Raw genomic sequence first — 12615 nt, 5'->3', positions numbered from 1 at the left:
TCCTACGTTCTTAAATGTTTTCCGGGATATATATTTATAATGTGCTTGATTGGAATTACAGTAACAAAAATTGTAAGAAAAATTATAAAAATAACATTGCATATCAATACATATAGTGTTAACGGTTTTACTAAGTATGTCTGAAAATAAGTATGAATTGTTCCCGAAAATATTTCTAACGTAATAAAAACTAAGAACATCGCTGCTAGAGAAATAAACAAAATTTGAATATATAGTTCGCAGTAGATAGATATATTAGAAGCACCTACTGCTTTTTTTAATGAAATCTCTCTTTCTTTTTTATAAATCCAAAATAAAACCGCAGAAATGCCAGAAACAATTGCAACAAGAATAAATTTATAATAATACTTATTTGCTGGATCTATATGTGTCACATGTAGTTCTTGAAGATCTCGTTCATTCAGCATTTGAACATCTCCCGAAAGCACTTCTTTACTCCTACCCATAAACTTTTTTATTTCGTTATGAATATATGATGTAGGATTAACAACTGTTAATTGTAATTGTTTACTCTCAATAATACCTTTTTTAGATATAGTAGGTAAGTTTTGAAGTGGAACGTATATGCCTGCTACACCGACGTCACTGTCTTTTCTTGATATAGTTCCTATTTTTTTATATGTATCATCAAATTCATATAACTCCTCTACATTCGTTTGATCGCCAACAACCATATCGTTTACATTTTCACGATGAAAATATTGTCCTTCAGAAATATATGGCTTCCAATAATAATCATCTTTTAAATTCACAGCTATGATCTTTGTTGCCCCTGAACTATTTAATGCTTTTAAATGCTCTACATAAATATCACTTTTAACAAAAGTATCTTGTATGAAAGGAATTATCTCTTCCAATTCAGTTGCATTCGCTATCGGAACAGTTAAAACTTGGTTCTTCTCTGGAAAACCGATTTGAAAAGCCGATATAAAGTTTCGTTTAGACTCTGTTAAAAGTGCGGCTATTGATATAGAAAGAAAAGAAATAAAAAATGACATAAGGAGAATTAAGAAAAACAGTTTATTGCTTTTTATATTTTTAAAAGCTAGGTACATGTCTGTGCTCCTTTTAAATAAGAAGGAGATGATGAACATCCCCTTCCCCTTATCTAAATATTTATAAAGACAACTGTTTAATGCTTTTTACCACTGTAATCGTAAGTTACCATTACTATCAAAAGTACCTTTGTGTGTATCTTCTTGATAGTCATTATTCTCATTTGCATAATGCTCCGAGTATAGTCCTTTTGCACCAAAGGCGTTATATGCACCATTACTCACAGTTGCGTTTAATGCTCTTCCAGATTCATGGGATCCTAATTTGTCTGAAGCGCTTTCAATATATGAATTATTTCCATTTGATTTAATAAAAGAAATTGCTACTGAACAACGAGATGCATTTTGATTCGTAGTAGTTTGAGCTCTGTAAGATAGTAGGTTACCGCTTTTGTGACCGCTTAGAGTTGGATAGAATGCACTTGTTGAGATTGATGTTGCTAATAATACTAAAGTCGTAATTGAAAAAACTTTTCCTTTCATTAACAATCACCTCATAAATTTAATAGTTTAGTAGCGCTACATCATCATAATATCCTTCAAATAAATTCTCCTCAACAAGAACCCCCGATGTTTTACAAACTCTTTAAACACTTAAACATTCATACATTTTTAAAAAGTAACGGATAAGCAAGCAATACAAAAAAAGGCTGCAGAGAACTCCATCTCCGCAGCCTAATACTTATTTTTGCAAGAACGCCTTTAAATCTGCAAATTGTCTCTTTGCGTCTTCATAGCCTTGCTCGTATAAATTTTGTAGTTTTGCTGTATCTTTTTCCATACGATCTACTTGAAGCGGCACTTCTGGACGAATAACAAATAAATTCCCAGCTTGTTCTTCTTTTTCAATGTAGTGAAGTGTTTCATTATACACTTCATAACGATTTAGCATCGTGTTAACAAGGTTCGGATATTTTTTATAAGCTTTCGCTGCAACCCATCCAAACCTTGATTTTTTCTTCGCGTAGCCATGATTTCTCGTTAAAATAACGACTGATTTTTTAAATCCATCCTCTTGCGCTTTACGAACTGGAATTGGATCAGAAATCCCGCCATCTAACAGTTGTTTACCGCGATAATTTACTACCGGTGCAATGAAAGGCAATGAACTAGACGCTTGTAATAAATTTAGCGCATCATCATTCGTTCCTTCTTTTTCAAAATAAACAGATTGCCCTGTTTCACAATCCGTCGTTCCTACAAGGAAACGTTCCGGGCTATTAAAGTATGTTTCAAAATCAAACGGCACATACTTTTCCGGAATTTCATGAAAAATGAAATCCATATCAAATAGCTGACGTTTTCTCCATAAGTTTTTATACGATAAATATTTCGGATGTGATGCATAATCAATATTGACCGTTTTATTTCTATTTCTTTGTCTGGAAAGATACGACGCTGCATGACAAGCACCAGCTGATACACCGATTACATATGGAAAATATAAATCTTGTTCCATAAAGTATTCTAATATCCCGCCCGTGTACACACCACGCATACCGCCGCCTTCTAATACTAACCCCGTATTTTCAAGCATGTTACTCTCTCCTCTATATATATTGACTCTTTAATTATTCACCATGTTAAGTATCTTTTTCTATTATATATGAGTTCTTTCAGAAATTATATTTAAAAGACTTGAGAAAAAGGAGTTTTTTCTTCCAATTATATTTCCAAATGATCGGAGACATCCTTTATAAACCTTTGAATAAAGTCTTGCTCTTCTTTCGTATATCCATCTAAAAGTAACAACCACTTTTCTTCAGCTTGCTTATGCAATTTTTCATGAGCTTTATATATTTCATTCCCACTCTCCGTTAAGCTGAAGAAGATTTCTTTTTGGTTATCTAACATTTGCATCTTCTCAACGAATTGCTTTTGAAACAACTTTGTACAAATTTTAGAGATTGCTCCCTTCGTCATGCCCATTTCTGTCGTAATTGCCGTTACATTCATCAAACCATTTTTTCCGATACATTCGATTACATGTAACTCAGATAAAGACATACTACTTACGCCTGTCTCACGAAGAAACTTCTCATTTTGTCGTTTTAAATATTCTTCTTTTTTATGCAAAAGTGTACGAATGTCCGAAAGTATTTCCATTTGCTTCGTTGCATGCTTCAATCCGTTCGCCTCCTAAGTTTCCAAAGAAACAATTTAACTATATACCATTTTAAAACCATTTTTTCATCTTTACAAGTAAGAAAATCATGTTAAAATAAATTTAGTTTCCAAGGAAACTAAATCACAAGGAGGTTAACATGATGAAAAAATCTAAACTAACTCTTATTTTATATGTTGTCTGTATTAGTGCCTTATTCGGTTCCTTCGCGCAAAATATTTACACACCTATCTTACCGATGATTCAAAATTCTTTTCACACTTCTCTTTATCTTGTAAATGTAACAGTTTCACTTTTCACATTCGTTCTTGCAATTATGCAGCTCGTATATGGACCTTTAATTGATACAAAAGGAAGAAAATCTGTCCTTATTCCTAGTTTAGTCATTAGTACAATTGGTTCAATCGGATGTGCTTTTTCGGCAAACATTTATTTATTTCTCTTTTTTAGAGCTGTTCAAGCTATAGGAATAGCGGCTATACCTGTAGTTTCAGCAACGATTATCGGCGATTTATTTGAAGGAAAAGAACGCGGAGAAGCGATGAGCCTATACCAAATGTTACTTGCCCTCGCACCTGCAATGGCTCCACTCATAGGTGGTTATCTTGGCAGTATACATGGTCACTTATCTGTATTTCTCTTTTTATTTACACTTGGCATTATCTTATTAATTATAAACATTTCACTACTTCCAGAAACAAAGCCAAATGTAATTAAGCGTTCTAAAGCACAAAAGAATTACTCTCTTATCTTAAAAAATAAAACTGGATTTTCTATTACTCTTATTGGCTTCATTCAATTTTGTATTTACTTTTGCTTTCTCGTTTTTTTACCGAGCATTTTAGCAAATTCATTTCATTTAGCTGCAAATGAAATTGGTCTTATGTTTGTGCCAATGTCTCTTTCTATCATGCTAGGAAGTTTTTGCTACAAGTTTTTGCAAAAACGCCTCACAACAAAGCCAACTTTATTTATTACGAGTTTCTTCAATATTATATGTGTCTTTTTATTCTCTTTCACATATAGCATCAATATCTCATTCATCATTATCGTTACATCTTTGTACGGTTTTAGTATGGGACTTTCTATGCCAACTCACACTACTTTATTAACAGAAGAATTCGTACAAGAACGTGCAACAGCTATCGGTATATACAACTTCATCCGCTATCTTGGTATGGGTACAGGGCCACTTATAGGTGGATTTCTTTTATTTAACCAAAATTACTTTTGGATTTTCTTCCTAGGCGCAATTATGTTTTTACTTGTAATCTTATATGCAATGAAAATGCTAAGTTTTCATGCTGTACAAAAATTAAAATAGAGCCCCCAAAATGTCGGCTCTATTTTACCCTCTTTGATCCGCAACAATATGAATATCAATATACTTTGTTTGTCTCATAATTTCATTTACAATAGAGCCTTTTCGTATTTCTTCCCACCTTGTTCTTGCAGATTGTCCAAGTAAAATTTGCGTCACTTGTAATCTTCTTGCGACTTCAATAATAACATCCGCTGGTTTTCTCCCTTTCGCCTCTTCTAATACAAAACTCGCATCAAATTGATTGGTTAACGATTTCCACTCTTCAATCGTCTGCTTTTTTCCAGCTGAAATAGAATCTATATTTTCCCTCTCAACGTTTAATACGTACAATTCAGCATTTAATCGATCAGCCATGCGCCATCCCCGTCTTATTAATTTCTCCGCTGTTGAACTGTATTGTACACAAACGAGAATTTTTTCTTTTACGCCAATTGGTTCTATTACTGTTTGGCTAATTTTCTCGTCCATATCATCGGCAACTTCTCGAAGTGATAATTCCCTAAGTGCTCCTAAATTATTAAGTGTAAAGAAGTTTTGTAAGCTTTGCTGAATTTTTTCTTCTTTATATATCTTTCCGTCTATTAGTCTCTTCCTTAATACCTCAGGCGTTGCATCAACGAGCTGAATTTCATTTGCTTTTTGTAAAATAAAATCTGGAATTCGTTCTCTTACTTTTACATTCGTAATTTGAGCTACAATATCATGAACACTTTCTAAATGTTGAATATTAAAAGCTGATAATACCGATATACCAGCCTCTAACAATTCCTGCACATCCATATAACGTTTCTTATGTTTAGAACCAGGAACATTACTATGCGCAAGTTCATCCACTACGACTACTTGCGGCGCGCGTTTTTTTATTCCTTCCACATCAAGCTCATAAAATACCTTTCCTTTATACTGGATTTCTTTCAAAGGAACTTTTTCTAAATCAGCAATTGCTTCTTCCGTCTCTTTTCTTCCATGCGTTTCAATTAAACCAATTACAATATCAATTCCATCTTTTTTCATTTCCCTTGCATCAAAGAGCATTTTATAACTTTTTCCTACGCCTGGAGCTGCTCCTACATATAGCTTTAACTTTCCGCGATTTTGCTGACGAATATATTCTAAATATTCCTCTGGCGTTCGCCTTTGGAACTTCGGTTCATAATCATCTGCATACAAAATAAACACTACCTTTCATTCGAAACAACGCTACCTCAATCCTTTAGATTGAGGTAGCACTGTTGCTATTTTATTAATTTCTGTAACTCTAAATTTAATTTTAAGACGTTCACACGATCTTCTCCAAACAAGCCGAGTGCAGCGCCTTCCGTTTGATCCTTAATCAATTGATTAAGTTTTTCTTTCGGAATATTCGTTAATTTTGAGATGCGATCCACCTGCACCGAGGCCGCCTTTGGACTAATATCAGAATCAAGCCCTGAACCTGAATTTGTCACTAAGTCTATCGGTACTTCTGTGACTGGAACAGTGGGATTTTGTTTCTTCCACTCTTCAATACTTTTCTCTACTCGCTTTGCTAAATCTGGATTAGATGGTGCATAGTTATTTGAACCAGATGCTTCAGCCTTATATTCAATACTAGAAACACGCCCTTGAAAATAACGTGGATCCGTGAAGTTTTGACCAATTAATTTAGAACCAATCACTTCATTTTTATCATTATATATTAGACTTCCATCCGCATTATCCTTCATCACTGCTTGTGCAATACCAGTAACAATAAGTGGGTATACAAGTCCACACAACACTAGAAATGTAAAAGTAATACGGATAATTGGTGATAGCATACTTTGTTTCTTCTCCATCTTTTTCCCCTCTTCCTTATATGAACAAGCCGACAATCATATCAATTACCTTAATTCCAATGAACGGAACGATAACTCCGCCAAGCCCATAAATAAGTAAGTTTCGGCTAAGCAATGCATTAGAACTCATCGGTTTATATGCAATACCTTTCATCGCTAACGGAATGAGTAATGGAATAATAACAGCGTTAAATATTAATGCTGATAAAATCGCTGACAGTGGTGATGTTAATTTCATAATGTTCAATGCCTCCATTTGCGGAATCGCAAGTGTAAACATTGCTGGAATGATTGCAAAATATTTCGCTATATCATTCGCAATACTAAACGTCGTTAAAGCACCTCGTGTCATTAACAATTGCTTACCGATTCCTACAACCTCAATAATTTTCGTTGGATTCGAGTCTAGATCAATCATGTTAGCCGCTTCTTTCGCTGCTGTCGTACCACTATTCATCGCTAATCCAACGTCGGCCTGCGCTAATGCCGGAGCATCATTTGTACCATCACCTGTCATCGCTACAAGTTTCCCTTTATCTTGCTCTGCTTTAATAACAGCAATTTTATCTTCCGGTTTACACTCAGCAACGAATTCATCTACTCCAGCTTCTTTTGCAATCGTTGCTGCCGTTAACGGATTATCACCTGTACACATAACCGTTTTAATCCCCATTTGGCGTAACTGTTCAAAACGCTCACGCATACCCGGTTTTACTGTATCCTTTAAATAAATTAAACCGTAAATACGATTATCTACTGCAACTACAAGTGGTGTTCCGCCCTCTTTTGAAATTAAGTCTGCTTTTTGATTTACATCTTTCGGAATTGTTCCGCCTTGTGACCCAACCCACTCAATAACGGCACCTACAGCACCTTTTCTCACTTTCGTTCCGTCTTGTAAATCAACACCACTCATTCTCGTTTCTGCTTTAAACGGAACAAAATCACCTTGTTCTGCAAGTTCTCTATTATATGATATAGATTTTCCCTGCACATACTCGATAACAGATCGACCTTCTGGTGTTTCATCTAAAACAGAACTAATAGCGGCCCACTTTCCAACTTGCTCAATCGTTTCATTTCCTACAGGCAATAATGTATGAGCCATCCGGTTCCCAAAAGTAATTGTACCTGTTTTATCTAAAATAATTGTATTAATATCGCCAGCAGCTTCTACTGCTTTCCCCGACATCGCTAACACGTTAAATTTTGTCACACGGTCCATCCCAGCAATACCAATTGCCGATAATAGCCCACCAATTGTCGTTGGAATTAAACAAACTAATAATGCAACTAGCACAGCAGTATCAATTTGAAACCCTAAATAATTTGTAAAAATCGGCAACGTCACAACGACGATCAAGAAAATAAGAGTTAAGCTCGTTAATACTGTATTTAAAGCAATCTCATTCGGCGTTTTTTGACGAGCAGCTCCTTCTACTAAAGAAATCATTTTGTCTATAAATGATTCACCAGGATTACTCGTAATGACAATTGTAATTTCATCACTTACGACCATCGTTCCACCTGTTACGGAACAAAAATCACCGCCTGCTTCTTTTATAACAGGAGCTGATTCCCCTGTAATTGCAGATTCATCTACAGATGCTAATCCTTTGATTACTTCGCCATCATTCGGAATCATTTCTCCTTGTTTTACGATAACAACGTCACCTTTTGTAAGATCAGTTGCTGAAACTTGGACAATGTCTCCATTTTCTTTTACAACATTTGCAAACACATCTTTCTTTGACTGCTTTAAAGAATCGGCTTGCGCTTTACCACGACCTTCTGCTAATGCTTCTGCAAAATTCGCAAATAAAACTGTAAATAATAGAATGAGAGAAACTGTTATATTAAACCAACCTGGTATACTACTAGAACTACTTGGAAGAAAAGATAAAATGAACGTAATGATAAATCCAATTTCCACAACGAACATAATCGGATTCTTTATCATGACTTTCGGATTCAATTTCGCAATGGATTGCTTCATCGCATGTGTTACGATATCACGATCCATCGTTTTCGCTTGTCTAACTTCATCTTCTACAGCATGTATTTGTGACTCATTTAATTGTTTTTCTTTTACTACTACCGGTCTCATCATTTACCCTCCATTACTTCAATGTAAGAAATTCTGCAATTGGTCCGAGTACTAACATCGGGAAGAATGTTAATGCACCAACAATTACAATTGTTCCGATGAAGATGCCACCAAATAAACTATTATCTGTACGGAACGTTCCGACTGTTTCTGGCACTACCGTTTTTTCTTTCAACGAAGCTGCCACAGCTAGCATCGTAATTAAACTGAAGTAACGTCCTAAAAACATAACTAAACCAGTCGTAATATTCCAAAACGGTGTATTATCTCCTAATCCTTCAAATCCAGATCCGTTATTCGCAGCTGACGATGTATACTCATATACAACTTGCGTTAAACCGTGGAAACCGGAATGAGAAATAGCATCCGTCCCTAAATTTGTTGAAAGAGCTAATGCCGAAAAGCCTAAAATGAGCAATGGATGAAATAAAATCGTGACCGCAATTAATTTCATTTCCTTACCTTCAATCTTTTTACCTAAAAATTCTGGTGTCCGTCCAACCATCAATCCAGATATAAAGACTGCGATAATTGCATACATAATAATGTTCACAAAGCCTGCTCCAACGCCGCCATATACTGTATTTAACATCATATTTACGAGTGGTACTAAACCACCAATTGGTGTTAACGTATCATGCATCGTATTAACAGCACCTGTTTCCGCAGCAGTCGTTACTGTCGCATAAAGGGAAGAAAATACTGTTCCGAACCTCACTTCTTTTCCTTCTGCACTTCCTTGTACATGCTGGATACCCATTTCGTTTAATACTGGATTTCCATGTAATTCAGATGTCGTAATTGTGATAAATCCTAGTAAAAACATCATGAATAGTGATACGAAAAGGATACGACCTTGCTTTTTATTTCCTACCATTCGTCCGTACGTAAACGGAAGTGCAGTTGGTAATAACATCATAAGCATCATTTGCAAAATATTACTCATTTGCCCTGGATTTTCAAAAGGGTGCGTAGAGTTTGCTCCGAAAAATCCACCGCCGTTATTTCCAAGTTCCTTAATGGAAACGAATGATGCAACAGGTCCACGTAATATACTTTGTTTTGCCCCATCAATCGTTTGTGCTGTAACCGCTCCATCTAACGTTTGCGGTACGCCAAGTGCGACAAAAACTAGTGCCGCAATAAATGCGATAGGAAGAAACACTCTCGTTAACGCTCTCGTAAAATCAACGAAAAAGTTACCAAGTTCTTTTCCAGCAAGTCCTCTTATAAAAGCCATAACGAGCGCCAATGTCGTTGCTGGTGCCGCAAACATTAAAAATGTAATCCCGATTAATTGTGATAAATAGGATAAACCATTTTCACCGCTATAATGCTGTAAGTTTGTATCAGCCATAAAACTAATCGCTGTATTAAAAGCGAGCGTAGGCTCCATCCCTTCAATATGCGCTGGATTTAGCGGCAACACACCTTGTAATCTGAAAATGAAATATACAATAACAATCATAAATCCGTTGAGTAAAACTAATGATAATGCGTACTGTTTCCACGTTTGATTGTATTCTTTTACACCCGTAATTTTAAAAATAAGTTTTTCAAAAGGCCCGAATACTTTATCTAGCATTTTGCTACCTTGAAAAGCTTTTTCTAAATAAATCCCCATTGGCTTTGCTACTAAAATAAACAAGAGCATTGTAATAATGACTGCAACCCAAATCATAATGAATGATTCCCCCTAATTAAAACTTCTCTGGATTTAATAATGCATACACTAAATACACTGTAATTGCTGCGACAATAACCGATAAGACAATCATCATGATTGCTTTCCTTCTTTCACAACTTTATCTGACCAACTTGCAAGACTTGCCATTGATGCAACTAATAAAATAAAAATCCCGACCATTACAACATCTAACATAGCTATCCCTCGCTTTGTTTTTGTTAAAATTTACCATTTAAATGTTAAAAAAGAACACTGAGCTCTACTCAGTGTTCAAAAAATGAACAACAAAAAGTAAACCTCCTCTCTAAACGCTTACGAGGTTAGCTGTCGGATTCGGGCCTAAAGAGTAGCCCTACTTTCAAAACTGAAAGATTCACCCCAAGTGACGATGCACAAAATTGGTTCCCCCGCTCCATTTCTGGAACTCAGCGATTTTAGGTTTTTTTGGAAATTTTATGAATGATTTATGAGAGTAAATATACTCCTCTATATTTCACTTGTAAAGGGGTAAATTACTGAAAATAATAATATTTACATTCATTTAAACGCTTACATTGAAGATTATTACTATTATTTCATCTATTTTCTTTATTTCTCTTCTCTTTTCTTAAAAATGACCTTTTAAATATGAAATAAAAAGAGCGAATGAGATGAAGTGCATAGCTTGTTGCACTCAGCATTCGCTCTTTTTATTCAACCTTTATTCTCCTCGTAAAAATGCACGTAAATTTCTCCCGCGAATATAAACTTGTGTCAATTCTGCATGTAGCTGCTCATACTCGGTAATATCCACCTCTAAATACAAAGCATCTTTTGATGGTAATATAATATACGGCCCTGGAAAAAGGGGATCGATCTGAACCAATTCTTGAACTCGCTCTACCGATACTGCCCAACGATTTGCTATATCTCCAAGTAATAGTACCTTCATCATTTCTTCCCCCGCCCTATTCAAAAAATAAAAAAGAAATATTATTACAATTTGTAAACACGACAAACTTAGCTCCAATTGTTTCATAGAGCCTCGCTGGATATCGTTTATTCCTTGTAACAACAGTAATAGGTGCTTGAAAAGAAAAGCGAATGTGTTCTGTGAAAAAACTAACGATTGGAAGCTCATCCCCTAGTAAAATCACCTTCTTAATACACTCACAAATACTAGTAAAGTCCTGCTCCTTACTGCAGCTATAAGTCCAATCAAACCCACAATTCCTAACTTCAGCCGCTATCTCTTCATTTGCTGTAAAAATAATTAACTCATGTTGAAATGATACTAGATCTCTTAAACTATCTACCTTACTTTCTTCTCCAACACAAATAAGTGTTAGTTCCATGTACCTCATCCTCCTTAGTATAAAAGAAATCAAACATAGATTGATATTCCCCTATACTAATCAGATCGATGAAGTGATGTATCCATCATGGCACCGTCCTCTCTCAAGACGCTTACGAAGTTAGCTGTCGGATTCGGACTTTGAGAGTAGCCCTACTTTCAAACTTGAAAGATTCACCCCTAGTGCCTACGCACTAATTGGTTCCTCCGCTCCATATAATTGGACTCAGCGTTTACAAAAAAATGTATTCTGGCTGATATATTACTCCTGTATTTTGAAAAAGTAAACAGAAAAAAAGCCAGTTATAAAACTGGCTTTTCACTTACCTATGCACGCATTCTATTCACTTTATATGCAAAATGATTCGTCGGCCCATGGCCACTACCAATATTCAATGGCTCTTCAATTGCTATACTAATAAATCGTTTTGCTTCTTGAACAGCATCTTCAATTGAGTATCCTTTCGCAAGTCCTGCTGTAACCGCTGAAGCAAATGTACACCCACTTCCATGCGTTTGCTTTGAAGGAATTCGCTCGCTTCTAAACTCAATAAATTTTTCTCCATCAAAGAGGAAATCAATTACTTCATTCCCTTGATATTCTGCATGTCCGCCCTTCATAAGCACATATTTAGCACCTAATTCATGCAATACTTTTGCAGCTTCCTTACTATCTTCAACATTATGAATCTCCATCCCAGTTAACACTTCTGCTTCTGGGACATTCGGTGTTATAACAGTTGCTACTGGTAATAAATATTCTTTTAATGCTTGAACTGCTTCTTGCTGTAATAATGATGCACCGCCTTTTGCAATCATAACGGGATCTAGCACAATATTATTCCAGCCAAACTTTTTAATTTGTTCTGCAACAATTTGAATTATTTCACTACTAAATAACATTCCTAGTTTCACTGCATCTGGTGTTAAATCCGTACCAATTGAATTCAGCTGTTCTGTAATACCTTCTAACGGAACAGGATATACCCCTTGAACGCCAAGCGTGTTTTGAGCAGTAATTGCCGTAATAGCCGTCATTCCGTATACACCAAGCTCTTGGAATGTTTTTAAATCTGCCTGAATTCCAGCACCGCCGCCGCTATCAGACCCTGCAATTGTTAAAGCTTTATTCACTTTCATCCCAAT

At 35.6% G+C, this 12615-nt stretch carries 14 protein-coding genes and 2 riboswitches; of the genes, 1 reads left to right on the top strand and 13 read right to left on the bottom strand.

Features of this window, described 5'->3' with window-relative positions:
• Positions 1–2: 2 nt before the first annotated feature.
• From N2V80_RS03890 to N2V80_RS03875, 4 genes are all read right to left on the bottom strand, one after another.
• Positions 3–1076, bottom strand: a complete 1074-nt coding sequence (locus N2V80_RS03890) for an ABC transporter permease (RefSeq protein ID WP_061654750.1) — start codon at positions 1074–1076, stop codon at positions 3–5.
• Between the two features lie 87 nt (positions 1077–1163).
• A complete protein-coding gene (locus tag N2V80_RS03885; RefSeq protein ID WP_000676983.1) occupies positions 1164–1559 on the bottom strand; it encodes a hypothetical protein in 396 nt (131 codons plus the stop codon).
• Positions 1560–1758: 199 nt separating this feature from the next.
• The gene (locus tag N2V80_RS03880; RefSeq protein ID WP_000892691.1) at positions 1759–2613 is read right to left on the bottom strand and encodes a patatin-like phospholipase family protein; all 855 of its coding nucleotides are present in this window, start codon (positions 2611–2613) and stop codon (positions 1759–1761) included.
• A gap of 128 nt (positions 2614–2741) precedes the next feature.
• The gene (locus tag N2V80_RS03875) at positions 2742–3203 is read right to left on the bottom strand and encodes a MarR family transcriptional regulator (RefSeq protein ID WP_000679683.1); all 462 of its coding nucleotides are present in this window, start codon (positions 3201–3203) and stop codon (positions 2742–2744) included.
• Between the two features lie 140 nt (positions 3204–3343).
• On the opposite strand from N2V80_RS03875, the gene N2V80_RS03870 reads away from it, so the two are divergent.
• Positions 3344–4525 (top strand): MFS transporter, encoded by a 1182-nt coding sequence (locus N2V80_RS03870; RefSeq protein ID WP_000748741.1) that lies wholly within the window; start codon positions 3344–3346, stop codon positions 4523–4525.
• A 24-nt stretch (positions 4526–4549) separates the two neighbouring features.
• On the opposite strand, the gene kdpDN is transcribed toward N2V80_RS03870, so the two are convergent.
• From kdpDN to thiD, 9 genes are all read right to left on the bottom strand, one after another.
• Positions 4550–5704: a KdpD-like non-kinase potassium sensor gene (kdpDN, locus tag N2V80_RS03865; protein ID WP_002060772.1), complete on the bottom strand. Its 1155-nt coding sequence runs from the start codon at positions 5702–5704 to the stop codon at positions 4550–4552.
• 56 nt (positions 5705–5760) lie between these two features.
• Positions 5761–6342: a K(+)-transporting ATPase subunit C gene (gene kdpC / locus N2V80_RS03860; RefSeq protein WP_061654751.1), complete on the bottom strand. Its 582-nt coding sequence runs from the start codon at positions 6340–6342 to the stop codon at positions 5761–5763.
• A gap of 16 nt (positions 6343–6358) precedes the next feature.
• On the bottom strand, positions 6359–8449 hold the full coding sequence (kdpB, locus tag N2V80_RS03855; protein WP_061654752.1) for a potassium-transporting ATPase subunit KdpB: 2091 nt from the start codon (positions 8447–8449) through the stop codon (positions 6359–6361).
• A gap of 13 nt (positions 8450–8462) precedes the next feature.
• The gene (gene kdpA, locus N2V80_RS03850; protein WP_061654753.1) at positions 8463–10130 is read right to left on the bottom strand and encodes a potassium-transporting ATPase subunit KdpA; all 1668 of its coding nucleotides are present in this window, start codon (positions 10128–10130) and stop codon (positions 8463–8465) included.
• A gap of 19 nt (positions 10131–10149) precedes the next feature.
• The gene (kdpF, locus tag N2V80_RS03845) at positions 10150–10227 is read right to left on the bottom strand and encodes a K(+)-transporting ATPase subunit F (protein WP_223153441.1); all 78 of its coding nucleotides are present in this window, start codon (positions 10225–10227) and stop codon (positions 10150–10152) included.
• A complete protein-coding gene (locus N2V80_RS03840; protein ID WP_000887894.1) occupies positions 10227–10331 on the bottom strand; it encodes a SipW-dependent-type signal peptide-containing protein in 105 nt (34 codons plus the stop codon). Before N2V80_RS03840 ends, kdpF begins: the two co-directional genes overlap by 1 nt.
• A gap of 100 nt (positions 10332–10431) precedes the next feature.
• Positions 10432–10577: riboswitch (cyclic di-AMP (ydaO/yuaA leader) on the bottom strand.
• Positions 10578–10836: 259 nt separating this feature from the next.
• Complete coding sequence (locus N2V80_RS03835; protein WP_001985933.1) at positions 10837–11070, bottom strand: hypothetical protein; 234 nt, start codon at positions 11068–11070, stop codon at positions 10837–10839.
• 13 nt (positions 11071–11083) lie between these two features.
• Positions 11084–11470 carry a hypothetical protein gene (locus tag N2V80_RS03830; RefSeq protein WP_061654754.1) on the bottom strand — a complete coding sequence of 129 codons (387 nt, stop codon included), beginning with the start codon at positions 11468–11470 and terminating at the stop codon, positions 11084–11086.
• Between the two features lie 93 nt (positions 11471–11563).
• Positions 11564–11711, bottom strand: a riboswitch (cyclic di-AMP (ydaO/yuaA leader).
• Positions 11712–11796: 85 nt separating this feature from the next.
• Positions 11797–12609: a bifunctional hydroxymethylpyrimidine kinase/phosphomethylpyrimidine kinase gene (thiD, locus tag N2V80_RS03825; RefSeq protein ID WP_000867378.1), complete on the bottom strand. Its 813-nt coding sequence runs from the start codon at positions 12607–12609 to the stop codon at positions 11797–11799.
• Between the last annotated feature and the right edge of the window lie 6 nt (positions 12610–12615).

Origin of the sequence: Bacillus sp. FSL W8-0640 (genome assembly GCF_038007725.1) — a bacterium.
Classification (GTDB): domain Bacteria; phylum Bacillota; class Bacilli; order Bacillales; family Bacillaceae_G; genus Bacillus_A; species Bacillus_A cereus.
This window is presented reverse-complemented; position numbering and strand designations above follow the sequence as displayed.

Bases quoted from the DNA above. Each gene is read 5' to 3' on its own strand.
- N2V80_RS03840 (WP_000887894.1), bottom strand. From the start codon at position 10,331: ATGTTAGATGTTGTAATGGTCGGGATTTTTATTTTATTAGTTGCATCA.
- N2V80_RS03890 (WP_061654750.1), bottom strand. From the start codon at position 1,076: ATGTACCTAGCTTTTAAAAATATAAAAAGCAATAAACTGTTTTTCTTA.
- kdpA (WP_061654753.1), bottom strand. From the start codon at position 10,130: ATGATTTGGGTTGCAGTCATTATTACAATGCTCTTGTTTATTTTAGTA.
- kdpF (WP_223153441.1), bottom strand. From the start codon at position 10,227: ATGATTGTCTTATCGGTTATTGTCGCAGCAATTACAGTGTATTTAGTG.
- N2V80_RS03880 (WP_000892691.1), bottom strand. From the start codon at position 2,613: ATGCTTGAAAATACGGGGTTAGTATTAGAAGGCGGCGGTATGCGTGGT.
- N2V80_RS03885 (WP_000676983.1), bottom strand. From the start codon at position 1,559: ATGAAAGGAAAAGTTTTTTCAATTACGACTTTAGTATTATTAGCAACA.
- N2V80_RS03830 (WP_061654754.1), bottom strand. From the start codon at position 11,470: ATGGAACTAACACTTATTTGTGTTGGAGAAGAAAGTAAGGTAGATAGT.
- kdpB (WP_061654752.1), bottom strand. From the start codon at position 8,449: ATGAGACCGGTAGTAGTAAAAGAAAAACAATTAAATGAGTCACAAATA.
- N2V80_RS03835 (WP_001985933.1), bottom strand. From the start codon at position 11,070: ATGATGAAGGTACTATTACTTGGAGATATAGCAAATCGTTGGGCAGTA.
- kdpC (WP_061654751.1), bottom strand. From the start codon at position 6,342: ATGGAGAAGAAACAAAGTATGCTATCACCAATTATCCGTATTACTTTT.
- thiD (WP_000867378.1), bottom strand. From the start codon at position 12,609: ATGAAAGTGAATAAAGCTTTAACAATTGCAGGGTCTGATAGCGGCGGC.
- N2V80_RS03870 (WP_000748741.1), top strand. From the start codon at position 3,344: ATGAAAAAATCTAAACTAACTCTTATTTTATATGTTGTCTGTATTAGT.